The sequence below is a fragment of the Spongiibacter thalassae genome (assembly GCF_012272835.1).
Classification (GTDB): Bacteria; Pseudomonadota; Gammaproteobacteria; order Pseudomonadales; family Spongiibacteraceae; genus Spongiibacter; species Spongiibacter thalassae.
In genome coordinates this window covers 349,776-374,105 of the sequence record NZ_JAAWWK010000005.1, presented here as the reverse complement: position 1 = coordinate 374,105, position 24,330 = coordinate 349,776, and the positions used below count along the sequence as shown (strand labels likewise).

18 protein-coding genes are annotated in these 24,330 nt (G+C 50.4%); 4 read left to right on the top strand and 14 right to left on the bottom strand.

Features of this window, described 5'->3' with window-relative positions; translation table 11 throughout:
- Positions 1–635: 635 nt before the first annotated feature.
- The 6 genes from HCU74_RS14985 to HCU74_RS14960 form a co-directional block, all read right to left on the bottom strand.
- On the bottom strand, positions 636–1,283 hold the full coding sequence (locus HCU74_RS14985) for a glutathione S-transferase family protein (protein ID WP_168451227.1): 648 nt from the start codon (positions 1,281–1,283) through the stop codon (positions 636–638).
- A 174-nt stretch (positions 1,284–1,457) separates the two neighbouring features.
- Positions 1,458–2,228 carry an SDR family NAD(P)-dependent oxidoreductase gene (locus tag HCU74_RS14980; protein ID WP_168451226.1) on the bottom strand — a complete coding sequence of 257 codons (771 nt, stop codon included), beginning with the start codon at positions 2,226–2,228 and terminating at the stop codon, positions 1,458–1,460.
- Positions 2,229–2,404: 176 nt separating this feature from the next.
- Positions 2,405–3,454: a phosphotransferase family protein gene (locus HCU74_RS14975; RefSeq protein WP_168451225.1), complete on the bottom strand. Its 1,050-nt coding sequence runs from the start codon at positions 3,452–3,454 to the stop codon at positions 2,405–2,407.
- A gap of 13 nt (positions 3,455–3,467) precedes the next feature.
- Complete coding sequence (locus HCU74_RS14970) at positions 3,468–4,193, bottom strand: SDR family NAD(P)-dependent oxidoreductase (RefSeq protein WP_168451224.1); 726 nt, start codon at positions 4,191–4,193, stop codon at positions 3,468–3,470.
- A 20-nt stretch (positions 4,194–4,213) separates the two neighbouring features.
- Positions 4,214–5,278 carry a zinc-binding dehydrogenase gene (locus tag HCU74_RS14965; RefSeq protein WP_168451223.1) on the bottom strand — a complete coding sequence of 355 codons (1,065 nt, stop codon included), beginning with the start codon at positions 5,276–5,278 and terminating at the stop codon, positions 4,214–4,216.
- Between the two features lie 37 nt (positions 5,279–5,315).
- Entirely contained in the window at positions 5,316–6,533 is a 1,218-nt protein-coding gene (locus tag HCU74_RS14960) for an acyl-CoA dehydrogenase family protein (protein WP_168451222.1), read from the bottom strand.
- Positions 6,534–6,712: 179 nt separating this feature from the next.
- Here HCU74_RS14960 and HCU74_RS14955 point away from each other — a divergent pair, with 179 nt between their 5' ends.
- The gene (locus tag HCU74_RS14955; RefSeq protein ID WP_168451221.1) at positions 6,713–7,453 is read left to right on the top strand and encodes a FadR/GntR family transcriptional regulator; all 741 of its coding nucleotides are present in this window, start codon (positions 6,713–6,715) and stop codon (positions 7,451–7,453) included.
- Positions 7,454–7,585: 132 nt separating this feature from the next.
- Here the strand turns inward: HCU74_RS14955 and HCU74_RS14950 are convergent, their stop codons facing one another.
- From HCU74_RS14950 to HCU74_RS14915, 8 genes are all read right to left on the bottom strand, one after another.
- On the bottom strand, positions 7,586–9,001 hold the full coding sequence (locus tag HCU74_RS14950) for a WS/DGAT/MGAT family O-acyltransferase (protein WP_168451220.1): 1,416 nt from the start codon (positions 8,999–9,001) through the stop codon (positions 7,586–7,588).
- A gap of 84 nt (positions 9,002–9,085) precedes the next feature.
- Complete coding sequence (locus tag HCU74_RS14945) at positions 9,086–9,748, bottom strand: nitroreductase family protein (protein ID WP_168451219.1); 663 nt, start codon at positions 9,746–9,748, stop codon at positions 9,086–9,088.
- A gap of 276 nt (positions 9,749–10,024) precedes the next feature.
- Positions 10,025–11,500: a flavin-containing monooxygenase gene (locus HCU74_RS14940; RefSeq protein ID WP_168451218.1), complete on the bottom strand. Its 1,476-nt coding sequence runs from the start codon at positions 11,498–11,500 to the stop codon at positions 10,025–10,027.
- A 773-nt stretch (positions 11,501–12,273) separates the two neighbouring features.
- The gene (locus HCU74_RS14935) at positions 12,274–13,698 is read right to left on the bottom strand and encodes a coniferyl aldehyde dehydrogenase (RefSeq protein WP_168451217.1); all 1,425 of its coding nucleotides are present in this window, start codon (positions 13,696–13,698) and stop codon (positions 12,274–12,276) included.
- Between the two features lie 21 nt (positions 13,699–13,719).
- Entirely contained in the window at positions 13,720–14,931 is a 1,212-nt protein-coding gene (locus HCU74_RS14930) for an iron-containing alcohol dehydrogenase (protein ID WP_168451216.1), read from the bottom strand.
- Positions 14,932–14,996: 65 nt separating this feature from the next.
- Complete coding sequence (locus HCU74_RS14925) at positions 14,997–16,634, bottom strand: AMP-binding protein (RefSeq protein WP_210425303.1); 1,638 nt, start codon at positions 16,632–16,634, stop codon at positions 14,997–14,999.
- 580 nt (positions 16,635–17,214) lie between these two features.
- Positions 17,215–17,571: a helix-turn-helix domain-containing protein gene (locus HCU74_RS14920; RefSeq protein ID WP_168451215.1), complete on the bottom strand. Its 357-nt coding sequence runs from the start codon at positions 17,569–17,571 to the stop codon at positions 17,215–17,217.
- A 3-nt stretch (positions 17,572–17,574) separates the two neighbouring features.
- Positions 17,575–18,159, bottom strand: a complete 585-nt coding sequence (locus tag HCU74_RS14915) for an AraC family transcriptional regulator ligand-binding domain-containing protein (RefSeq protein WP_168451214.1) — start codon at positions 18,157–18,159, stop codon at positions 17,575–17,577.
- 459 nt (positions 18,160–18,618) lie between these two features.
- Between HCU74_RS14915 and HCU74_RS14910 the strand changes: the two genes are divergently transcribed.
- From HCU74_RS14910 to HCU74_RS14900, 3 genes are all read left to right on the top strand, one after another.
- Positions 18,619–20,880 carry an enoyl-CoA hydratase-related protein gene (locus HCU74_RS14910; protein ID WP_168451213.1) on the top strand — a complete coding sequence of 754 codons (2,262 nt, stop codon included), beginning with the start codon at positions 18,619–18,621 and terminating at the stop codon, positions 20,878–20,880.
- A gap of 229 nt (positions 20,881–21,109) precedes the next feature.
- Complete coding sequence (locus HCU74_RS14905) at positions 21,110–23,260, top strand: PQQ-dependent dehydrogenase, methanol/ethanol family (protein WP_168451212.1); 2,151 nt, start codon at positions 21,110–21,112, stop codon at positions 23,258–23,260.
- Between the two features lie 64 nt (positions 23,261–23,324).
- Positions 23,325–24,302, top strand: coding sequence for an alpha/beta hydrolase (locus HCU74_RS14900; RefSeq protein ID WP_168451211.1), 978 nt, complete (start codon positions 23,325–23,327; stop codon positions 24,300–24,302).
- Positions 24,303–24,330: the final 28 nt, after the last annotated feature.

The following is a 24,330-nucleotide window of genomic DNA, read 5'->3' as shown; positions in this document are numbered from 1 at the left end:
ACTGGCTACCACCTTCTCCCTGCCCCATTTGCAGCTATATTCGGAAAAGCGCTGGCATTGGAACCGTTGTTTTTCAGCATGAGCTCTAAAGTACACCGTTTTATTATGCTCTAGCTGCCGTTATACGATCCTTGCCAAACGGCACGGACCCTACGCTGTGCAGCCAAACCCTTTCGACGAACAGGCAACCAACGTCATAGACGCCACTCGAGTTCCAGAGTATTGATAGCGCAATATTAGGGGCTATGCCGTCGAGATATAATGCTAATTTCGGCCATCACTTGACGAATATGGCCATGCACAGATCGACTGCCAGGGTTTACCGAGCGTAGGCCGCAGGTACTGCACGGGCCAACATATTTTGAGATAACGACATCTTATGCCGACATTTGGAGAGAGCGCGCTGACTATGCCCGGCCGAGATCAAGGGATCAACTCCTCGACACCGAACGGGGTATACCACCAGTAAAAATTCTTATTGTTTTTCGAGTCCCGTAGGCTTGAAATACGCCTCAATGAATTATGACCGTAACCACCAGCCTCGGCTACCTGCATCGGTCACTGGCTTAATCGGGAGATCGGGCCAAGAGCTCCAGAACCAAGTCCACAGGAGCCCCAGCACGAAGGAACCAAGCCTATTTGACCGAAACGGCCTTTTTCCAGGCAGGGCGTTCCTGCAATCTCTCAAAATACCCTTGCACGCGATCTGGCAACGGCAGTCCACAAAGTGCGCTTGCCAAAAACAGGCTGTATCCCACAGAAATATCAGCTGCTGTAAAGCGGTCTGCAGCAATGAATGACCTTCCAATAAGATGATTATCTAACATCTCAAAAGCCTTCTCGGCTTGGTACTTTACGTAGGCTTCAAAACCTTCGGAGACGGCATATCTATCTAGGCCACTCAACTGACCAAGATACACTGCTAGATAGTGCGCCAGGCCACTCTCGGCCATGTGTAACCAAGTCAAATAGAATCCAAAGTCGCTCTCCTCAGGTTTTACGCTTAAAGACGATGGAGCGTGTTTAGCCAGAATATATTCCAGAATCACCGTCGACTCCAGAATAAGGTTATCGCCATCGTACAAGGCTGGCACCTTGCCCATCGGGTTGATCGCCCTGTATTCGTCGGATGCAAAATACGCCGCATCATAGGTGATCGTTTTCAATTCAAAATCGAGCCCCATCTCTTCGAGCAACCAAAGAGGACGGAGTGAACGAGAACTGGGGGTGTGAAATAATGTTAAGCGCATGGTTGTCGCAAATCTCCATTTATCAGGATTCAACAGTCAGAGATAGCCTAGGCCAACTGTCACGTGTGCAAGAGAATTCAATAATCTTTATGCCTGCTAAAGGCCCCCCGACACTTCCATTCATGTTATTAAAATTACAAGAAGAAAAATAAATAATACAAAAACGCCGAGGCTCCCCAGGGAGACCCGGCGCTTTTTACAGCAGCCTTACTTAGGCTGCATACGGATACCGGCGTCCATACGGATGCACTCGGCATTGGTGTAATCGTTCTCAACAATGAACTGCGACAAGTGCGCAATTTCATCTGCAGTACCCAAACGTTTCGGGAAAAGCGGGCTCTTGGAAAGCGCCTCGTATGCAGCCGGAGGTGCCGAGTCAAACAGTGGGGTGTGAATCAGGCCTGGCACAATGGTATTAACACGGATACCGAACTGAGACAGATCGCGAGCGATTGGCAACGTCATGCCCACAACACCGCCTTTAGAGGCACTGTAAGCCGCTTGACCGATTTGACCTTCGTAAGCGGCAATAGACGCGGTATTGATGATCACGCCGCGGCTACCACAGTCAGTAACAGGCTCTTGCGTGCTCATTTTCAAGGCAACCAAACGCAGTACATTAAAGGTACCGATCAGGTTTACATCGATAATTTGCTTAAACTTATCCAGCGGGAACGCGCCATCTTTACCAACGGTTTTAATCGCGTTGCCAATACCGGCGTAGTTATTACAAATGTGAATGTCACCAAAAGCGGCAACCGTTGCCGCAACTGCCGCTTCAACCGCTTCTTCGTTAGCAACGTTTACGTTTTGATAGATAACCGCATCGCCCAGCTCTGCAACCAAAGCGTTACCACGCTCATCGTTCATATCGAAAATGGCAACCTTGGCACCATTGTCTACATAGCGGCGTACCGTCGCTTCACCCAAACCCGATGCACCACCGGTGACGATGGCAACTTTACCTTTGATTTCCATAATATTCTCCAAAAAAATGGACGGCAATCACCGACCTTACTACTAGTTAAAAGCGATACTCATCGACGCAATCCATCAAGAATACTGCTTTAGTTTTCGCGAAAGACATCGCGACCAATGATGTGCTTTATGACCTCAAAGCTGCGCGCCAAGATGCAGCTAATACGCGCATCGTATTAACCAAACACTTTAGCTCCAGCCGCTTCTGTGACTGTTCCCAATAACAATTCAACCCTCTCCGGCATTAACTCACATTCTTCTTGGGTAAGTGCTGCTGGAAATTCCCCTGTGCGCGTAAACAAGGCATTGAGCTGCGCATAAACCACGATATTGCGATATTGAGTGAGCCACCAATAGAAATTCAGGTTGGTCTTTTCGAAACCTGTGAGCTTGAAATATTCCTCAATAACTTTGTCTCGCGGCCACCAGCCTTCGGCTTCTTTTGGCATACGGCACTGAAACTCGTAGGCAGGTTCGTCGGCCTGCTCGCCCCAATAAGCCAATAAAATAGCCAGCTCGTAGAAGGGGTCGCCCACTGTACACATATCCCAGTCAACAACGCCGTTAACGGCCAGAGACTCTTCGTCAACCAGCATATTGTCCAGTTTGAAATCGTTGTGGACCAGAGTGCCCAAACGTTGTTCTGGCAAGTTAGCCTGTAGCCAGTCGCGGATAGTGCCTAGCTTTTCCAGTTGCTGTTCGTTCAAGACGCGAGAACCGCGCTTGTACCAACCGCCGATTTGACGCTCAAGGAATCCATCGACATTGCCCAAAGATTCCAAACCCGTCGCCTTCAAATCGACTTTGTGTAATTTGGCCAGCGATTCAACAACCAGTTGGCTCAGTGCATCGCCAATTTGGGGACGATCGCTGAGTGAGTCAGGAAGATTCCGACCAATACATATGCCTTCACGGAATTCGCTAATGCAAAACGGCACACCGATAACAGACTCGTCATCGCAAAACACCAAACCTGTCGGTGCCGGTGGGTACTGTTCTTTCAAACTTGAGAGTACACGGTATTCACGGGCGACATCGTTTGCACCTGGCGGCAATGGGCCATCGGGTGGGCGGCGCAACACCGCCTTTTTGCCGTTTAGCATCACCACGTAGTTAAAGTTAGCGACACCACCGGAAAGTTTCTTCGGGTTAAAGGAAAGGTCGAGCGTATGGCCCAAACCTTCCACATACTTGGCAACCGCTTGCCATTGTTCCTGATTCATCATGCCGAATACCTGCTTACAGTGTAGCGCCACCATCGACAACAATTTGCTGGCCAGTTATATAGGCCGCCAATGGGGAGGTCAGGAATACGACGGCTCCGCCGATGTCTTCAGGCTTGCCAACACGGCTTAACGGAATTTGCTTAATCCATTGCTTCTCAGCCTCTGGGCCGGATTGGTTGGCTGTCAGTTTGGTGGGCACCATTCCCGGAGCGACAGTGTTAATACGCACGCCTTTACGCCCCCATTTCATCGCCAAACTTTTAGTTAGCTGAACCAAACCGGCTTTACTGGCACTGTAGGCAGGGTTAGCGGGCGCAGGGCGAATAGATACCACAGAATCCAGGTTAACAATGCTGCCGCCACTGGCTTCCAACAGTGGGAAAAATTCGGTGCACAGCTGCATGGCGCCGGTCAGATTGATGTTGATAATAAATTCAAAACCTTCGCGCTCGAATTCCTTTTTGTCCCACAACACGGTGCCTACACAGTTAACCAGCGCATCCAAGTGATCGAATTTTTTGGCAAAGGCAGAAATATCCTCACCGCTTTGCAGGTTCAGGCTATGAAACTCCATGCCGCTAAAATCATTGTCATAGGCATCAGCGGTACGGGTACCTGTGATGTGTACGGTCGCACCCAGCTCTTTGTACATGGTGGCAACACCATAGCCAATGCCATCGGAGGCACCACACACCAAGACAGTCTTGCCGGAATAATCTAATACGCTTTTAATGCTCATAATACTCTCTCGAAAATTAGTTAAGGCGTGATCAAGGTTTTAATGACCCCGTCTTCACGAGATTCAAATAAGCGGAAGGCTTCTGCCCCTTCGGATAGGGAAAAGTGGTGGGTAAATATACCTTCACCTTTAATGCGGCCACCCTGTACTAAGGGGATTAACTCTTCCCACAAGTTGGCAATACCAGAAATACCTGCGTGAACACGTAGACACTTAGTTTGCATTATTCGCACGGGCAGCTCTGTGCCTTTTTGCAAGATACCGAGAATGGACATAGATCCGCCGAAGCGCAGCATCATGGTGGCTTGCTTGAGTGTGGGGCCCACACCGACAGCCTCAACCACGGCATCAACACCGAGTCCGTTGGTGTCCTCCTTGATACGCTGGAGAGCCTCATCCGGCTTTAGAGGAATACCGCCAAATTTGGCCGCTAGCTTGAGACGGCTGTCCTGCATGTCGATACAGTAAACCCGAGAGGCACCTACCGCCATGGCCGCTTCCGCGGCCATTAAACCGACAGGGCCCTGACCAATCACGGCGACGCTATCGCCGGGTTTGACATTGGCCATTTTCACACCGTAATAACCTGTGCCCAGTGCATCGGTTAACAGAATAGCCTGCTCGTCGGTAACGCCGTCAGGGATTGTTGCGGCACCTATGTCGGCAAAAGGCACTTCCATGTATTCTGCGTGGCCACCCTGTAGCACAGGTGAAACACCATAGGCTATGGCCGGTTGACCGCGAGAGCCACCTTCGCAAAGGCTTAGCTCACCTCTTCGGCAGTGCTTGCATACGCCACAACCTGAACCGCCGGCAACCAGAATACGGTCGCCGACTTTGTGGGCAGTGACTGCCTTACCCACTTCAACCACTTCACCAATGGTTTCGTGCCCAGTGCAAAAGTGGTCCATGGGTTTGCTGTAATCAAACGGTCCAATGCGGTCACCGTGATACATGTGCAAATCGGACCCGCAGATACTGCAGTTCTTTACCTGAATAATCAGGCTACTATCTTTAGATATTTTAGGGTCAGCAAAGGATTCGTAACGCAGGTCTTTGGGGCCGTTAAATACAAGTGCTTTCATAAATTAATCTCCGTTTATTTGTTGCCTTTATGGCTTATTACTTACCTAGCACTTCAGCAATGGTCTGCTTGCCCAACTGAGACATATGCACTTCACAGGGGCCATCGGTAAAACGAATCATGCGAGCGTTGGCGAAGAAGTTGGCAATGGGCGTGTCCTGAGAAACGCCCATACCACCGTGCGCCTGCATGGCGCGGTCAGCCACGGTTTGACACATTTGCGGTGCAACGATTTTAATCATGGCGATAAAGTCTTTCGCCTCTTTGTTGCCCAGTTTGTCCAACTTATCGGCGGCGGCCAGCGTCAGCAGGCGAGCCTGCTCAATCTCACAGCGAGACTTGGCAATGTCCTGGCGAATACTGCCTTGAGCAGACAATTTCTTACCAAACGGAGAACGTTCTTCGACGCGATGACACATCAACTCCAAGCTACGCTGGGCGGCACCGATCATACGCATACAGTGGTGGATGCGGCCCGGGCCAAGGCGCCCCTGGGCAATCTCAAAACCACGCCCCTCACCTAAAATAATGTTCTCTACCGGTACGCGTACATTTTCCAACAACACCTCACCGTGGCCGTGAGGCGAGTGCAGGTGATTCATCACTTTTAACGGGCGAACCAAGGTCACCCCAGGTGTGTTTTTAGGCACGATAATAGTCGATTGTTGTGTGTACTTAGGGGCATCAAAATCGGTTTTGCCCATGACCAACAGCAGCTCACAACGCGGGTCATAAACACTGGAAGCCCACCACTTGCGACCGTTAATCACGTACTCATCGCCATCTCGAACAATAGAGCACTCAACATTGGTGGCATCGGAACAGGCGTTTTGAGGCTCGGTCATCAGGTAGGCAGAGCGAATATCGCCGTTCAGCAATGGTTGCAACCAGCGCTCCTGCTGGGCAGGAGTACCGTAGCGAGCCAGCACTTCCATATTGCCGGTGTCCGGTGCGCTACAGTTAAACACCTCACTGGCAAATTCCACACGACCCATCAATTCTGCCAGAGGGGCGTATTCCAGGTTGGTCAAACCCGGGCTAAATTCGCCATATTCTTTAGGCAGGAAGAAGTTCCACAGACCCTCTTCCTTCGCCTTGGCTTTGAGCTCTTCCATAATGGGCGGAACAACCCACAGATTGGCAGGATCAGTAACAAACTCTTCGTAAGCCTCTTCATTCGGATAAATATATTCCTTCATAAAGGCTTCAATACGAGCGATCAGCTCCATTACCTTATCAGTATGTTCAAAATTCATAGCCTGCCTCTTCGCTCGTTTAGCGCTTTATAGCGATTAATGATTGTCGGACAGTCCGACAATCATTAATCTATAGACAGCCCTAAAAGAAGTCAATAGGCTAAGCGCCCGTCAATCGAGTACGAAAGCGGTACCTAAAGCCGGGAAAAGCAAAAAAAGCTCAGGAAAAACATAGTGTTATGGTTAAGCCACTAAAGCGTGAACCGCTATACCGCCAGATTTACAACCAACTGGAATCACAGATAGTAAGCGGCCAGCTACAGCTTGGAGATACGCTGCCCTCGGAAACTGAGCTGGCAGAAAGCTACGGCGTTAACCGCTCCTCAGTACGCGAGGCGCTGAGACTGCTGGAGGAAAATGATCTGGTTGGCCGCGCTCCGGGCAAGAAAAAGCTCACGGTTACCGTACCGAAATACGAGAATTTTTCCCGCCGCATTTCAACCACTATGCTGATTGACCAGGTCACGTTGGCCGAGGTGTATGAGTCAATTCTGATGATTGAGCCGACCCTGGCGGGCCTGGCCGCAGGCCGAGTATCGACGAAGCTGCTGGGACAGCTAGAGGACAATCTGGAGCAAATGCGAGAGGCTCTGGACGACAATCAACGGCTTGAAATCCTTGACCGTGAATTTCACAGTCTACTAGCCGAAGCCTCCAACAACAGGGTTCTGCAATGGAGCCGCCTTGGCATGACTGAGCTGTTTTACCTCGCAGAGAGCAAGCTATTGGCAAATTTAGATAATGCCAATATTCGCATGTTAAAAGCACACGAAAGCATTGTGGCCGCAATCAAGCAAAAAGATTCAGCAGCTGCCGAAGAGTGGGCACGCAAACACGTGCGGGATTTTGGTCGCGGCTGTGAAAAACTGGGCTACAGCCTGGATATCCAGCCAAATCATTTTGGCTCAGACGATGTTTAAGTAAGCGCCAGGCTCAGAAAGCTTATCAACGAGCCATGCGCGGTAAACCAACAAAATGCGCAGACAAACCCAAGGATTTTGCCTGCGCACACTTACCGTAATCAGCTAATAGGAACGGCGCCCCACAGAGAATCAGCCGCCTACGCCAACTGCCTCCAAGTGCTCTTGCAACGAGCGATTAATACACTGATGATAAAAATCAGGGTCGGTCATCATTTCACGGCAACTTAAAAAAGTCAGGGTCACACTACCGTTGTAGCTCGTTACAGTATGAAACAGCCCGCTCCCGTCCGTTATACAACCTATCCCAAAACCCACTGACGCTTTAGCCCCGCAGAAATACAAGGGAAACTGCGGCCCTGGCACATTAGTTACAATCGTTTGTGGCAACGCTGCTTTTGATACCAGACCCGTTTTAACACCAACCCGCATTCCCAAAGACATCAGACTGGTGGGCACGGTATCGATCGTTGAACTCATCAACTCTACACTGACCGCTTCGGCGTAGGCTTTCGAGCTAACCGCATCTGAATTAATGAAGCGAATGCGCTCAAGCGGGTCTGCCACCGCCGTTCCCACACTGACGTACATTACGGAAACTTCGTTCCCACCTTCAGTACTAGCGTCAGCTTTACGGGTATTGATCGGCACAAGAGAAACCAGGGAGCTTTCCGGCAATTCACCCTTATCTTCAAGATAGTGACGCATTGCCCCGCCGATAATGCTTAACAACACATCATTTAACGTACATTCACCCGCAACGCGACGGATACGCTTTACATCATCAAGGTCCATACGCAAACCACCAAACACCCGGTGTGGGCTTATGGGCTGATTAAAGCGGGTACGGACTTTCAAATTATGTTCAGTCTGAGGCGTCTTTGTAGAATTGCCAAATAAGTTATTGCGTGACTTAACCACCTTCTTCACCAAAGACGTGGCTTTCCTCGGTGTCGTAATGAAATTTAGATACGCTTTACCTAATTTTCTTAGCTGACTGGGCTCCTCTTCCGGCTGCCAATCATCGCTTATATCCCGCGGCACCGGGTTAGGCTCCAGATCGTGTAGTACAGCCCCCAACTGCGCCCCGGTAGCGCCATCAATGGCTGCATGATGGATTTTAATCAACATCCCAAAGCTGCCTTCAGGCAGGCCGTTCACATTATTCAAGCCCTCAATAACGTAGACTTCCCAGGGAGGGCGACTCAAATCCAATGGCCGGCTTTGAAGCCTCGCCAGCGATATACACAGTTGCCGCCAGTCACCGGGTGCAGGTAAGGCGATATGGCGCACATGAAATTCGAGATCAAAATCCGGATCCTCAATCCAATACGGCGTATCGAGATCAAAAACCACTTTCGAGAGCTTACGGCGAAAAACGGGCGACAAGGGAAGACGCTCTTCGTAGCGACGCAATATGTCCTTAAAGCGAACAGGCGGCTCACCCTCAACGGGTGGGTCATAAATAAACATGCTGGAAATATGCAGGGGTGCTTTAGCTGATTCGTTGTAAACAAATAACGAATCCATGTTACTGAGTTGCTTCATTGGTGATCTTCCTTAATTTCAATACCGACATTCAAATTTTATTGCACACTAATCGTCGTCGCGCTCCGCTCAGGATGGAGCCTGTCACACTAAAAAATGCACCGAGTCGTTCAGCTCAGCCCGGTCCGTTTTCGCTGCATTAGCCGGTGCCTCTGTATCTTCGTATCCAAAAGACATGCCAAACAACACCCCTTCGGACTCGAGCATCCCCGTCATGGCGCGCACAGGCCCTGGAAATTGCCCTAACGCGCCCTGCATACAGCTGCTGATACCATTTTCTTCCAGTAATAATGAGAGCGACTGTGCATAGACCCCTAAATCCACCGCCCCCATAACCCCGAGGTACTTTTCCATGGTGAAAAAGGCGACATGGGGGGCGCCAAAAAACTGCCAGTTTCTTAGCATTGCCTCCGCGCGCGCTTGCTTGTCTTTCCTATCTATTCCCAATGCGCCATACAAGACCGCGGCAGCCCCAAATTGACGCTCGCGGTGATCCCCCTGATATTGCACGCTCCAGTCAAAATCCGGCGAAGCCGGTTTTCCGGAAAGCACACCCGCTACAAGCCTCTTACTCAGTTCGTCTTTTTTCTGACCGGAGAAGACATAGACTTTCCAGGGTTGGGTATTACAGTTTGACGGTGATTGCTGGGCGTTTTCGAATATTCTTCGCAAAATCTCGTCAGGCACCGGCTTATCTATGAAACCCCGTACCGAGCTGCGCATTTGCATCACCTGACTGACTTTCACAAAATATCCCTCTTACTGCTACTAAATTCCCAGCGACCTAACCCAGCACTTAAGGATCTATCTATATACACCCCACGCAGACGGGTTCTTACACACCAGAGTAGATCATAATGCCGGCAGGTGTAAATGATCAGATTTAACGGCCTTGCGCCACCCAGCGATCGCAGCATGGCCTATTTGTCCCGTACTGATACTCACTACGGGCAGATATAAAAAAAGGAGGCCGTTTCCGAACCTCCAAAGACCTTGCATCAAGGTAATCAAAGAACTGGAAGGCTATCCCAGCTTGATAAACTGATAGTGGGCAAATTCGGGCTTTGCAGTACGGCGGTGATACTCAAACATAGAGCCGACCCAGTTGTTGGTGTTGACACCCTCAGCGGTTTTATACCAACTTTGGCAATCACCCTCAAAGGTTGACTGCTCACTGCGCTCTCGTATTTCCTCTACGAAATCTTCGTGACAATCACTTTTGACATCAAGATAGTCCCACGACTTTTCACGGCGATCTACCAAAAGCTGAGTGATGTACCGTTGCTGACGTTCCAACATATAAATAATAGAGCCGGAACCCAGATTTGAATTTGGGCCATATAAGGTGAAAAAGTTCGGAAACCCGGACACAGCCATACCCAAATAGGCATTCGCGCCTTTCGCCCAGCGCTCATGAAGCAACTCGCCGCCAAGGCCGCTAACTCGCATCGGCGCCAAAAACTCTGTCGCTAAAAACCCTGTGCCGTACACAATAGCGTCTACTTTATGCAAACGGCCATCAGCGCTGCGCACACCGTCTTCGGTGATTTCCTGAACACCTTCGGATATAACATTGACATTAGGGCGAACCAGAGCCCGCAACCAATCCGTCGTCAACAGCAAACGCTTACACCCGATGGGGTAGTCCGGCGTCAGTCGTTTGCGCAGCACAGGGTCTTTTACCTGAATTCTTAGCTGCGCTTTAGACATCCACGTTAGCAATTTTTCAGCCCAGCGGTGCCCCCGGTAAGCATAACCAAGGCTTTCAGAGACCAGAAAGATACGTAAACGATCCATATCATGTAGAAACGGAATACGATCCAATAGCCAACGCTCTAGCGAGGAAAACGCTTTTTCAAACTTAGGGCCTACCCAACCCGGTGACCGCTGAAATACATCCAGCTTTTTAACCCGCTTGGCAATTTCCGGCACAAACTGAACGGCGCTAGCGCCCGTGCCGATTACAGCAACGTTTTTATCGGTCATATCAAAGTCGTGATTCCAGTTCGCGGAATGGAAGCTAACGCCTTTGAAGGTATCTCGCCCTGGAATATTGGGAATTGAGGGTCTATGCAATTGCCCGACAGCGCTGATTAGCACATCGGCCTCAATTTTTTCACCGCCAGCCGTGGTGATAACCCATAAAGCGCGAGCCTCATCGAAATCGGCCGCCGTCACCTCTGTGCCAAAACGTATATGAGAGGCTAAACCATATTTTCTTACGGTATGCCGCATATACTCTTTGATTTCATAATGCTTTGCGTACCGATACTGCCAAGGGTAATGTGGCTCAAAGGACCAGGAATACAAGTGAGACGGAACATCACAGCCCGCACCTGGATAGGTATTCTCACGCCACACTCCACCGACATCCGATTCTTTCTCAAGAATAACAAAAGAATCAATTCCGGCTTTTTTAAGATAGTAGCCCATGCCCAAGCCACCAAACCCGGTACCTATAATCGCAACTTTAAACGGCTTTTCAGAAATACAATTCATAACAACACCGAAATCAAATTAGGTTTCCCTAACATACTAATGAAAATAGTTATTAAATATGGGAATACAGGGCGTGTCTGCTCGTTTTCTAGCCAAATAGCTTCTTTTTATTAGAAAACTGGATACGCCACCGAAAACCTTAATGTTGACAACCCCATGTGATCAATGTACGCGACAAAGTGGCGTAGTTGAATGATATTATCGGACACCAATTGACCAAACAGGACACTTCCAAGTGTTTTACTTCCCAAGCACGATCCTCGTTCAAGGATAGCCCTCCTTGCGCCTGCATGCGCTTTCGTAGCTATTTTGGCATCCCCACATAGCCGGAAAAAACATCTACTTTTCCGGAGAGGCTTTCCATACTATTGATTGTCCTGTGATACTCTTTTTCTTCTCAAAATGCCAAAAAACAATTTCTTCATTAACAGCATCTGACTACCAGCAAACCCTGAAATTTTAGGTAGATCATCGTTAATATCATTGACTCGACGATGGTAAAAAATATGAGCACAGGATTCGGGAAGGTATGCCCCCTCCTGAATAGCCTGGCTTGGGATAATTGCCAGAGAAGGGAACATAGGGACATTCATGAACTCGATGGTAGGCTTATATCAGGGCCACACTTTCCGCGATCGACTACTTGTGCATACACCAACAACGTGTGCCCGTAGTTCATAAAAAGCTTCCCCTTACCACTCCGGAAATTACATCAATGCCAACGAATAAACGCCTGCAATTGCAGGCGTCACATAACCACTTAACAGCCTGAATTATGGCTTTATTTGTTTCGCGATATTTTTCTTCATAAGGTCGCTGTAGGGTGGCCGCAGAATCTTGAAAGGATCAAGCTTGGATTGTTTGTAAACAGCCTTGGCATGACTGAAGTTTTTAAATCCGTCGAAACCGTGATAACTGCCGGTACCACTTTCACCCACACCACCAAACGGCAGATCATCTTGCAGTATATGCGCCATAAGGTCGTTGATTACCATGCCTCCTGACACGGTCTCGTGGGTGATCTTTTCAATCTCATTTCTGTCTTCACCAAAATAGTAAATGGCTAGCGGCCTGCTACCTTCGTTAATACCATTGAGAACGCTTTGCAGACTGGAATAACTTTGTATGGCCATCAATGGCCCAAAGATTTCTTCTTGCGCAACTCGGCTACTGGCATCGGCGTTGAAAATAAGCTTAGGCAGCACACGGCGGCCACTCGCGCTATCATCGTAAAATTCCACTACCCGAGCACCGGCATCTCGCGCTTCTTGAGTCATCTCGCGCAGCCGATCAGCGTGACGTGGCGAAATAATATGCGTGTATTCTTCGTTATTAGCGATATCCGGGTACATTTTATCCAGCGCCGCTTTACACGCAGAAATAAACTCTTCTATTTTGTTATCCGGTAGGAAGACGGTATCCGGGCATAGGCATATTTGCCCACCGTTCATGGCCTTAGCCCACATCAACTTCTCTGCAGTGAGCTTGACATCTGCACTTTGAGATACGATAACGGGATTTTTTCCGCCTAACTCCAAGGTTAATGGCACTAACTGCGGCGCAGCAGACTGCGCCACTAATCTGGCTATATTCGTCGAACCGGTAAATAGCAGGTGGTCGAATTTTAGCGCGGCAAACTCAGCGGCCACTTCAGGCCCACCGAGAACAACTGCAAGTTCGGCACTATCAAAGTTATTTTTCGCCATGTCAGCCATTAACTGTGAGCTATTCGGGCTTAGCTCTGACGGTTTTAACATGACGCGATTTCCGGCACCAAATATATCAGCCATGGGTGAAAGCGCTAACTGAATAGGGAAATTCCACGGGGAAATATTTCCCACGACGCCCAGAGGCACATATTCGACCTTTGACTTTCCACCAATTAAACCGAGCGGAAATTTACTATTGCGTTTTTCCGGCTTCATCCAATTCTTGAGATGCTTCTTTACATGCTTGAGATTATCCAGGGTCGGCATAATGTCAGAAGACCGCGTCATGGTCGGTGAGCGATTTTCGAAATCCGCCATCACTGCGTCTATAATTTTCTGCTCATTGCATACCAGCATGTCGATCATTCGCTGAATACGATCGATTCGAAGCGACAAACTGGGGTACGGGTCTTTGATATGTGCTTTTCGCTGGGCCTCCAGGAGGCTTTGCAGTTGACTAGTCGTCGCGGCGTCATTATTAACGTTCATCGCTATATCCCTTTGAGTTGGTTACGGAACCATCTTTTTAATTAGCATTTCACACTGTTTTTGCTTCATATACTGGGGTACAAAATACGTATTGTGTGCTTCGTTTAACGCCCCTTTAGCGATACTCGGGATATCGTCAACGTTAAGTGCATCCAGCGATGTAGGAATGCCTAGATTTAGACTCAACTCACGCACAGCATCAATAAACTTCTGCGCTTGCACATCTTTCGAGTCAGCCGGGTTGGCTCGACCTACAGCCACACCCAACTCGGCCAATCTCGTCTTGCTAACCTCTTTCTGGTAGTCCAGCACATGGGGCATCACAATGGCGTTTGCCAAACCATGGGGCGTGTTGTAGAAAGCGCTGAATTGATGAGCAATGCCATGAACATAGCCTAACCCGGCTCGGTTAAACGCCAGGGCCGCGTGACACGACGCTACCGCCATGGCCTCGCGCGCTTCTACATTACCGCCGTCATGGTATACTTTTTCCAGATTTTCAAAGATAAGTTTGGCTGCGCCCCTCGCGTAGGCATCGCTTTCGTCATTGGCAAGTGCCGTAGCCAAATACGCCTCTACAGCGTGGGTCAAGGCATCCATACCGGTTGCCGCGGTGATATGGGGCGGCAATCCAAGCATTATGTTAGGGTCCAGGGCAGCCGCTAAGGGCACCGATTTGGGATCAGCTATTACGCCCTTCTCATGTGTCTTCGGGTCGGATATCACCGCTGCCACAGACACTTCTGATCCGGTTCCCGCGGTTGTCGGAACAGCGTAGAAGGGCAAACCCGGTTTCCTGGATTTCAGGAACCCAACCAGACTCTCAGGCGTTTTGCCATTGGCAGCCGCCAGCGCAATGACCTTCGCTACATCAATAACAGACCCGCCACCAAAGGCCAATACCGCATCGCACTGATTTTTCTTAAGCAATTCATTCCCCGCATGAACTTGCGTGAATGTCGGGTTTGGTTCTACGCCATCGTATACATACACCTCAACACCCGCGGCACTTAGCTTGTTTTTCAATGCATCCAGCAGCCCCATCTTGTGAAGGATCGCATCAGTAACAAGCAAAATTCGCTGGTGACCAGAAACCGCAATATGATTACAGAGCTGTAGCGTCGAATCGGGGCCCGTATAGATTAACGGTTTGCGTACTGGCACCGCCTTAAGCACCAAACCGATCACAGACATTTGCGCCTTGTAAAACAACACTTGAGTAAAAAATGGCATAATTTTGTTCCTAGTTGAGACGTCCAATTGGTTTTGACTAAACGATTTATCGATAACTAATTAGTTTATTCCCACAAGATTCCGCGCAATCCATCTACCTTTTCTTCATAGTGAGATTCGATATTGCTACGCTTTAATTTCATTGTTGGCGTGAGCATTTCGTTTTCAATTGACCACGGTTCACTCACAATCAGCGCGCCGGATAAACGCTCATGGGACTCTAATTGCGCGTTCACATTCTGTATCGTTTTATCCAGCTCTTCGGCCAGCGCGTCTTTAGCCAGCTTGATACCTTCAGCGAGTACGAGTAGCGCATACGGCTGGGAGTGCCCTGACCCACCTACGCACACTTGTTCAATATAGGGATTTGCCGAAAGCATGGATTCAATAGGAACGGGGGCGACGTATTTCCCTTTAGCCGTTTTAAACTGCTCCTTCATACGACCAATAATTCGCCAAGCGCCATCGTCGCTCAATTCGGCGCAATCGCCAGTGCGGAACCATCCGTCGACAAAGGACTCCGCTGTCGCCTCAGGGTTTTTGTAGTAACCGCCAAAAATGGTGGCGCCTTTTATGAGAATTTCACCGTCGTCTGACAATTTCATTTCCGCGCCATTGACGGGAACACCTATTGTGCCTAACTTGCTCGAGTCAAAGGGCGCATTGGCTGCCGCGACGCCGGAGGTCTCGGTCATACCCCAGCCTTCACAGATATCAACACCGATGTTCGAATACCAATTCAGCAACGAAGGTGCAATTGGAGCGGTTCCGGAGATAAACATTTTACACTCACCAAAACCCAGCTTTTCCCGAATGCTTCGCGCGACCTCTTCCCCTTGATCAGAATCCAAAACAACGTTGAGCGTATCAAAATCAATCTGGGCCAAAACCTGGGCTTGAAACTTCGCCCAAAGCCGGGGAACAGAAACAAAGCTCGTCACTCTGGCGTGGTGCAAGTCAGCAACAAACGTCTCGACGCTTTCGTTAAAAAACACCTCAACGTCATAGTACATTGAGCCGATAGCCACCGCAGAACGCTCTGCAACATGTGCAAGCGGAAGGTAGCATAGCACTCGATACCGATCGTCTACTTCATAGAATTGATATGGCAAATCCTTTGAAGAAGCTCTAACGTTGCTATAGTTTAGACCAACACCTTTGGGCACCCCTGTGCTTCCGGAGGTATAGACAATGGTCCACAGGTCATCACCTTCAGGCAGAACAATTTCCGGCCGCTCACCGTAACGATTAAACCAGTCCTGCAAAGTATCCAGGCCATCTTTACGATAACCACCCATGGTAACAAGATGATGATCAGGCAAGGCATTATCGACAGCGGCGTAATCATCCAGCTTTCCAATAAACACGAGCTTCGCTTCACTATGGGAAACAACGTGTGAGAGCGTAGATTCGCCCGCATTGGGATAGATCGGCACACTCACCATGCCAGCCATCATTATTCCAAGATCGACAATTATCCAATCTGCGCAGTTTTTCGATACTACGGCGACCTTATCACCCTTCTCACAGCCAAACTCAACCAAGCCCGCAGCGACTTTTCTTGCCATAGCAGCAACTTCAGCATAGGAAAAAGTTTGCCATTCACCTGCTGCGGGCTGATGTAAGTAGGCCGCATTGGGCGTAGCCTCAACCTTGGCAAGGAAGCTTTGCAAGGGGAGCATTGTGAGGTTGCTATTTTTCATATCTTGCGTGTTTCTCATTATATTTAGCCTTAAAATAGAAGGTCAGCTGCCGTCTCTATGCTTACATCACGCATGTTCGACGCTTGGTTTGTCGGTGAGTGGCCATGGATCACGCCTTATGATGGACACAGGTGCGGCGCCCAACATGCACCTTGCGGATCGAGACCAACTCTCCCTGGGCGTTCATCTCTCAGCCAGAGGCACAGGGAGGATAACGCCATGAATTTGGCTTGATGGAATATGTAAACAGGGGATACTCATTCACGTGACCCGCTGCTTTCCGAGTGCGGCGAACCAGCGCTGTGCACTTCACCTGTATAATTATTGGGTTAAAACCGAGATTGGAATACTAGCCATTGGCTAGATGACAAAGAATGGTATCTGCGGCCACGATTTGACAGATAAGGCCAAGACACCCTGGATGACCCAAGCCCCTGACGCAGCTTTTTATTATTTAGCGGAATATGGGCAGCCAGTCTGGGCAGATTTGAATGAAATAAACTAAAATCAGGCCGCGACCACGGCGAAATATGTTAAAAGCTTAACCCGGCAGCACAGAAACTCGCTTTAACAACCGGATTCAAGCACGAAACTCTTGCGGCGCCTTCCCCGTCCAGCCTTTAAACGCGCGCGAAAATGCAGACGTTTCAGAATACCCCAGCAGTTCAGCAATTTGCTCCACACTCAACTTGTCTCGCAAATATTGTTTCGCAAGCCCCAGACGTACCTCCTGTAACAGGTCCTGATAACTCGTGCCCTCCTGCTGCAATTTTCGACGCAAGCTTCGTGTGGACATCTCCAACTTTTTTGCAACCTGCTCTATTGACGGGAATGCTCCGGGGCTACCAATCAGCACATCCACCACACAGGATTTAAGCGACCCTTGGCTGGAAATTTCATCCAGCAGCTCCCGACAAGCTTTTATACAGGCGTCCATCGTTCACTCGTTGTTCCACGGCAACTCACTCATTACGCAAGAAACCGGCAGCAAAAAAGCATTGTGCGACTGCCCCATCCTCACTCGGCAACCAAAATGCTGCTCATAAACCGAGATATTATCTTCGTCGCGATAGCACAGGTGCACCTCGTCAATATAGGATCTCCCCAGCCCAATACCATGCCCCATAGTAAAGGCCGCCTCCACATCCCGATCAGAGAATAATTGCAGTAAATCATCGGGAATCGGGTAGCGTAACTCGTAGCGCTGCGCGAGATACTGCCCCTGCTGCGATTGCACCATACGAAAGTGGCTAAAAGAAAGGTCAAAAAAACGGGCAGACACCTCCATGAGAGTCGACACATTGCGCGCACTCATCATGGCATAACCAAAGATACCGTATGTCTGCGGCAGGTAAAGCCCACCCAATTTAAGCCCTAAATGCCGATCTCCAGTCAAGTTCAATAAGTTGCGGTAAAGCGAAAACTCCTGATCGAGAGTCATTCCGCCCTTTCGACCCCAGGCCTGCTCAAGCGTCAGCCCAGTCCCCTTAATGCACTCCTCTGCGGTCAGGCCATAGGATTCCATCAAAGGCCAAATATGAGGCAAGGCCTCAGTATGCCTACTGATTAGTGCTTGAGTCACCTGCGTCTGAATCATAAGCTAGCGAGAGTCAATAGTGGCCGAATACATCAAATTACAAGCAGCTGCAGACCGAACGTCAACAGGCTCCCCTTTAATGCAAGGCAGCACACACGCCAACAACTACGCACTTACGGCCTTAACACCATCGAAAAATACTCAGCGTGGCCGATAATGTCAATCATTGGCCACCAGCACCATTAATTCACCACCCCGAGCAAGGGTAGTCTATGTGGATTTTTCTCAAACCATGATACGCATGCGTTGCTAGACCACCGTCATAATGAAAAGAGTGAAGACATGCAGATACACGACCAAACTCCTATTATCGTCGGTGTAGGACAACAAACCGAACAAGTCCCAGAAGACTTATCAACAGCCCCCTCCCACGCAGATCTCGCGGCAATGGCGGCTAAACGCGCCCTTGCCGATTGCGAATACATCGGCATCGCTGAGCACATAGATACCATTGTCGGCGTGCGTATATTTGCAGATTCCAGCCCCGCCTGGAGTAGCCCATTTGGTAGCCCGGACAACTTCCCTCGCGCCGTCGGCCGCAGACTGGGCATCACCCCCAAGGACGCGATCTACGCAACGGTGGGAGGGCAAACCCCGCAAGCATTGGTTGGCGAATTTTCAGAGAAGCTGCACAAGGGCAGCTGCGAAGCAGTATTGCTCGTCGGCGGCGAAGTGATGGCGAATATCAAAGCCGCGTCACGCCAAGGCGTAAAACTGAACTGGTCAGAAAACATCGAAGGCAGCCTGGAGGACAGAGGACTTACCGATGGCGACCACCTGGCTACCAGTATTGAATTTGAACACCAGCTATTACAGCCCATGCAATTCTATGGTTTCATGGAGCAGGCACGTCGCGCCGACCTGGGCGAGGATATCAGCGAATACCGCAAGGAAATGGGCAACACCTTCGCCAAACTCTCCCAGATTGCTGCCAACAATCCTCACGCCCAGTTCCCACAAGCCTATACGCCGAACGAGCTCACTGAGCCCAACGATAAAAACCGCATGATTGTGTCACCGTTTACGCGCAATCTGGTAGCCAAAGACAGCGTGAACCAAGCCGCCGCGGTGGTACTCACAACCGTTGGCAAGGCAAAGTCACTGGGTATTCCGGAAAGTAAATGGGTGTATCTGCACGGATACAGCAACACCAAGGAACGCACATTGCTTGAGCGCCCTCGCATTGGCTACTCCAAAGGGATGGAGCAAAGTTTACTGGGCGCGCTGGCAGCGGCAGGCAAGCAGACACAGGACATTCAGCATTTTGACATCTACAGCTGCTTTCCCGTTGTTGTGCACCAGGCGAGGGATATACTGGGTATTGCGGCCAACGACCCCCGTCCACTGTCGCAAACCGGTGGTCTCCCCTACTTTGGCGGCCCGGGAAACAACTACTCTACCCATGGCCTTGTTTCACTAGTGGAGTCGCTACGCAAGGAGCCAGGCAGCTACGGCCTTTTGTACGCAAACGGCGGGTGGATGTCGAAGCACGCCGCAGGGATCTATTCCACCACGCCGCCCTCAGAGGCCTGGCAGCCCGCCCCATCCACCCACCTGCAAGCCAATGTTGACGCAGAAGCCCCCATTGAAATGGAGGCAAAACCCAGTGGCGAGGCAGTGCTGGAGTCATACATCATTAACTACTTCAAGGGACAGCCCTTGAACAGTGTTGTCATCGGGAAATTAAAATCCAATGGCAAACGCTTTTACGCACTGAACGCGTTTGAGGATAGCGAAACACTCGCCAGGACGCTTTCTGACAAGATGCTTGGCAGCACCATTTTTGTGGAAGCAGATCCGCGCGGGAATCGCTATGCGTATTCACGCGAAACCCTGCAACAATATCTCCCCCCCGTTATTGATGAATTTCAGGAAGACTATCAATACTGCCGCGTAGAGCGAATCGGCAAAGTGTTGAAGGTCACCATAAATCGGCCGGAAGTCCGCAATGCTCTCAATCCTGCGGCCAACCAAGAGCTGGAAAATATCTTTAACGCCTACGAAAAAGACAAAAACCTTTGGGTCGCCATACTCACCGGCGCAGGCTCTGAAGCCTTCTCGGCAGGGAATGACCTCAAGGCGATGGCATCAGGCGAGCCATTCTGGGTGCCAAAAACCGGGTTTGCCGGCCTAACCGCGCGGCCAAACCGCGTTAAGCCCATTATCGCCGCGGTAAACGGCTCTGCCTTAGGCGGCGGTCTGGAGATTGCACTAGCCTGCGACATTATTGTCAGCGCAAACCATGCCATTTTCGGTCTGCCGGAAGTCAAAGTGGGGCTGTTTGCAGGCATGGGCGGGATTCAACGCTTAACCCGCCAAATCGGCCTGAAAAAAGCCATGGAAATGCTGCTTACCGGCAAGTCTGTCACCGCCGACGAGGCAAGTGAGCTAGGGCTGGTGAATCATGTCGTTGCCAAAGAAGCGCTGGACGAACACGCCATGAATCTGGCCGAGCTTATCTGTGATTCCGCCCCCGTCGCCGTGCGCAGCACCATGCAATTACTTAACGAGACGGCTGGCTTTGCAAGTATTGACGATGCGGTAACTCAACCCCACAGAGTGTTTGACAACCTGCTCAACAGCGAAGACTTTTTTGAAGGCAGCAAAGCATTCGCCGAGAAACGCAAACCGCGCTGGACGGGCCGTTAAGCGCTATAACCGACCCATTGTATGAGGGGTTTACCGCTGCAAGCCCCTCATACATCCATGCGACGATGACCTGAAATGAAACCGTATCGCTTCCAGTACCTCATTATGTAGAAGAAAATATCGACGCCTGCCAAGCTAGGCTAGACTCAACACACAGCAAATACATGCTGACAAAGGGTGATGACACAATCGATAAAAACTCCCTTTGCTGCACATAGGAGACCACATTATGCTGAGAACGCAATCCACGGCAGCTGCTTTATGTCTAGCTCTGACACTAGGCACCGCCTGCAGCCCCAAAAACAGCGACCATCCCACTTCCTCCAACTCAGCTGAAGCCTCTTTTGCGGCAGTCAACCATGAGCGATTGGCGAATGCCGACCGCGAACCCGGCAACTGGATGTCCCACGGGCGCACCTACGGCGAACAGCGCTATAGCCCACTAAAGGAAGTGCAACAAAGCAACGTCAAAGACCTCGGTTTAGCGTGGTCGTTTGACCTGGGCGCAAAGCGCGGCATTGAAGCCACCTCTATCGTCGTAGATGGCGTAATGTATCTCACCTCCACCTGGAATGTCGTCTACGCCCTGGATGCTGCCAACGGCAAGCAGCTTTGGCGCTACGATCCCAAAATCGAAAAAGACGTCATGGTAAAAGGCTGTTGCGGCCCGGTTAACAGGGGTGTCGCCGTATGGAATGGGCAGGTCTTCGTGGGGACTCTCGACGGACGCCTTATCGCCTTAAATGCCGCCAATGGTGACGTCAATTGGGAAGTTACCACCGTAGACCAAAGCAAACCTTACACCATTACCGGTGCTCCACGTGTTGTGAAAGGCAAGGTTGTCATTGGCAACGGCGGGGCCGAGTTTGGCGTGCGGGGCTACATAAGCGCCTACGATGCCAACACTGGCGATATGGCATGGCGCTTTTATACCGTACCCGGCAACCCGGAATCTGGCTTTGAAAACTCGGCTATGGAAATGGCCGCGAAAACCTGGAACGGCGAATGGTGGGTGATTGGCGGTGGCGGCACCGTATGGGACTCGATGGCCTACGACCCTGAGCTCGATTTACTTTACTTTGGTGTGGGTAACGGCTCGCCCTGGAACCGCGAAATTCGCTCACCCGGTGGTGGAGACAATTTATTTCTGTCGTCAATTGTAGCCGTGCGCCCCGACACTGGCGACTTTGTATGGCATTACCAAACTACCCCCGGAGATAGCTGGGACTACACCGCTACTCAGCATATTATCCTCGCAGACATTGAACTCAAAGGTCAGACCCGCAAGGTCTTGATGCAAGCGCCCAAAAATGGCTTTTTCTACCTGATTGACCGCACCGACGGCACATTGCTCAGCGCCGAAAACTACATTGATATCAATTGGGCCACCCATGTAGATATGGAAACAGGCCGACCTGTTGAGGTAGAAGGCGCCCGCTACGTCGACAAACCCTACACTATATTTCCTTCTTTTCTCGGTGGTCACAATTGGCACCCTATGTCCTATAGCCCGGATACCGGCCTGGTTTACATCCCGGTACTGGATATGCCCGCTGTACATGGGCAGCCCGAACACTTTGAGTATCGCCCGGGTATCTCCAATACTGGTACCAGCGGCATTATCGGCAGCCTTCCTGACGATCAAGCCCAGCGCGATGCGCTAAAACCCCTAATGAAAGGTCGCCTGCTTGCATGGAATCCAAAAACACAAAAAGAAGCCTGGCGTGTTGAACACTCCGGCCCGTGGAATGGCGGCACATTAAGCACCGCAGGCAACCTGGTTTTTCAGGGCACAGCTGACGGGAAATTTGTGGCCTACCGCGCTGATACCGGAGAGCGCCTGTGGGACTTTCCAACGCAGACTGGTGTCGTCGCCGCTCCCATCACCTATACCGTAAACGGTGAGCAGTATGTTTCTATCAATGTCGGCTGGGGCGGCGTATTCGCGCTGGCATTTGGAGAATACGTTCAGCCAGAAAGCCTTCCAAATGCCGCTCGAGTGCTGACCTTCAAGCTGGGTGCCAAGGGAAAACTTCCTACTTTGGATTGGCAGCCTCGCGTTGTATTTAACCCGCCCGCTCAAACAGGAACGGAAGCAAGTATTAGCCAAGGATTCTCCATCTACCAGGAAACATGTATGGGTTGTCATGGTTTAAACGCGGTGTCAGGACTGCTCGTACCCGACCTCAGAGGGTCAGGGTTCTTGCATTCTCTGGAAGCGTGGAACTCCGTCGTGCGCGACGGCGCCCTGCAGAAAAATGGCATGCCAGCATTTGCAAAATGGATCGACGAAGCACAATCGTCTGCCATACGTGACTATATCATTCAGCAAGCCTGGCGCGGCCGGAATCTGCAATCGCCACAAGAGCCAGAAAAATAGGCACCAATGCCCTGAGCGCCGTCGCCCGTAGGCGGGAACAGTAAAAGACCTCATAACGAGACTCATGATGAAAGTCACGAAAGAACAACTACACGAAGACCTTCGCCCTTTTTATCTCAAGGCGAATGCCATTAAACCGGTATTTCAGTACAAGTGGCTGACTAAAAGCCTGAACGCCGTACTAAACCGCGTTTTAAAAGGAGCTGGGATAAAAGGTCTCAAAAGCGATGAAATATCCATCCCCTCCAGTGTCGGCGCTCATCAGATCAGAACACGCATATACCGCCCGCTGGAATCAGAGGGCGAGTTACCGGTTGTTGTCTACTTTCACGGGGGCGGCTATTTTGCGGGCATTCCGGAGCAGTTCCATGTGTATATAGAAGGCTTTATTAAAACCAAGCCCTGCATTGTGGTGGCACCGGACTACCGCAAATCCTATACAGCGCCATACCCTGCCGGATTTAATGACTGCTACGACACCCTGCTATGGGTCAAAAACAATGCTCAGAAACTGGGGGCATCACACCACGGCATCATTACCGCGGGGCATAGCGCGGGCGGCGGCCTCACCGCAGCCGTCACGCTGAAAGCCAGGGACACCGGTGACGTGCCTATTGCGTTTCAGATGCCCTTTTACCCGATGATCGACGACCAGCAGCCTGCAGACGCGTCACGCTACATAAAGGCACCGGTATGGGATTCACACACGAATAAAGCAGGATGGGGCGCCTATTTAAGTGAGCTACACAAGACAAATCAGGCAATTCCCGCCTACGCCGTTCCGGCGAAAAATAGCGATTATTCCGGCTTCCCCCCCACCATCACCCTGGTCGGTACGCTTGATCCGTTTTATCAGGAAACATGTCGTTATGTCGAAGCACTAAAGAATGCAGGCGTAGACGTAGCATTTGAAACCTACGAAGGTGCTTTCCACGCCTTCGAAGTGATCGCCGCGCAAACCAATATCAGTCAACAGGTCTTTGATTACACTTTCAGTCAATTTGCGAAATTCTACGATCGCTATGCGATTCGCGAACTATAGGACTCAGTGTGGGAAGCTCGGCATTAAA

Bases quoted from the DNA above. Each gene is read 5' to 3' on its own strand.
- HCU74_RS14975 (WP_168451225.1), bottom strand. From the start codon at position 3,454: ATGATGAATCAGGAACAATGGCAAGCGGTTGCCAAGTATGTGGAAGGT.
- HCU74_RS14970 (WP_168451224.1), bottom strand. From the start codon at position 4,193: ATGAGCATTAAAAGCGTATTAGATTATTCCGGCAAGACTGTCTTGGTG.
- HCU74_RS14925 (WP_210425303.1), bottom strand. From the start codon at position 16,634: ATGAAAAATAGCAACCTCACAATGCTCCCCTTGCAAAGCTTCCTTGCC.
- HCU74_RS14915 (WP_168451214.1), bottom strand. From the start codon at position 18,159: ATGGAATCCTATGGCCTGACCGCAGAGGAGTGCATTAAGGGGACTGGG.
- HCU74_RS14900 (WP_168451211.1), top strand. From the start codon at position 23,325: ATGATGAAAGTCACGAAAGAACAACTACACGAAGACCTTCGCCCTTTT.
- HCU74_RS14955 (WP_168451221.1), top strand. From the start codon at position 6,713: ATGGTTAAGCCACTAAAGCGTGAACCGCTATACCGCCAGATTTACAAC.
- HCU74_RS14960 (WP_168451222.1), bottom strand. From the start codon at position 6,533: ATGAATTTTGAACATACTGATAAGGTAATGGAGCTGATCGCTCGTATT.
- HCU74_RS14935 (WP_168451217.1), bottom strand. From the start codon at position 13,698: ATGAACGTTAATAATGACGCCGCGACGACTAGTCAACTGCAAAGCCTC.
- HCU74_RS14980 (WP_168451226.1), bottom strand. From the start codon at position 2,228: ATGGAAATCAAAGGTAAAGTTGCCATCGTCACCGGTGGTGCATCGGGT.
- HCU74_RS14940 (WP_168451218.1), bottom strand. From the start codon at position 11,500: ATGAATTGTATTTCTGAAAAGCCGTTTAAAGTTGCGATTATAGGTACC.
- HCU74_RS14905 (WP_168451212.1), top strand. From the start codon at position 21,110: ATGCTGAGAACGCAATCCACGGCAGCTGCTTTATGTCTAGCTCTGACA.
- HCU74_RS14950 (WP_168451220.1), bottom strand. From the start codon at position 9,001: ATGAAGCAACTCAGTAACATGGATTCGTTATTTGTTTACAACGAATCA.
- HCU74_RS14920 (WP_168451215.1), bottom strand. From the start codon at position 17,571: ATGGACGCCTGTATAAAAGCTTGTCGGGAGCTGCTGGATGAAATTTCC.
- HCU74_RS14910 (WP_168451213.1), top strand. From the start codon at position 18,619: ATGGCGGCTAAACGCGCCCTTGCCGATTGCGAATACATCGGCATCGCT.
- HCU74_RS14965 (WP_168451223.1), bottom strand. From the start codon at position 5,278: ATGAAAGCACTTGTATTTAACGGCCCCAAAGACCTGCGTTACGAATCC.
- HCU74_RS14930 (WP_168451216.1), bottom strand. From the start codon at position 14,931: ATGCCATTTTTTACTCAAGTGTTGTTTTACAAGGCGCAAATGTCTGTG.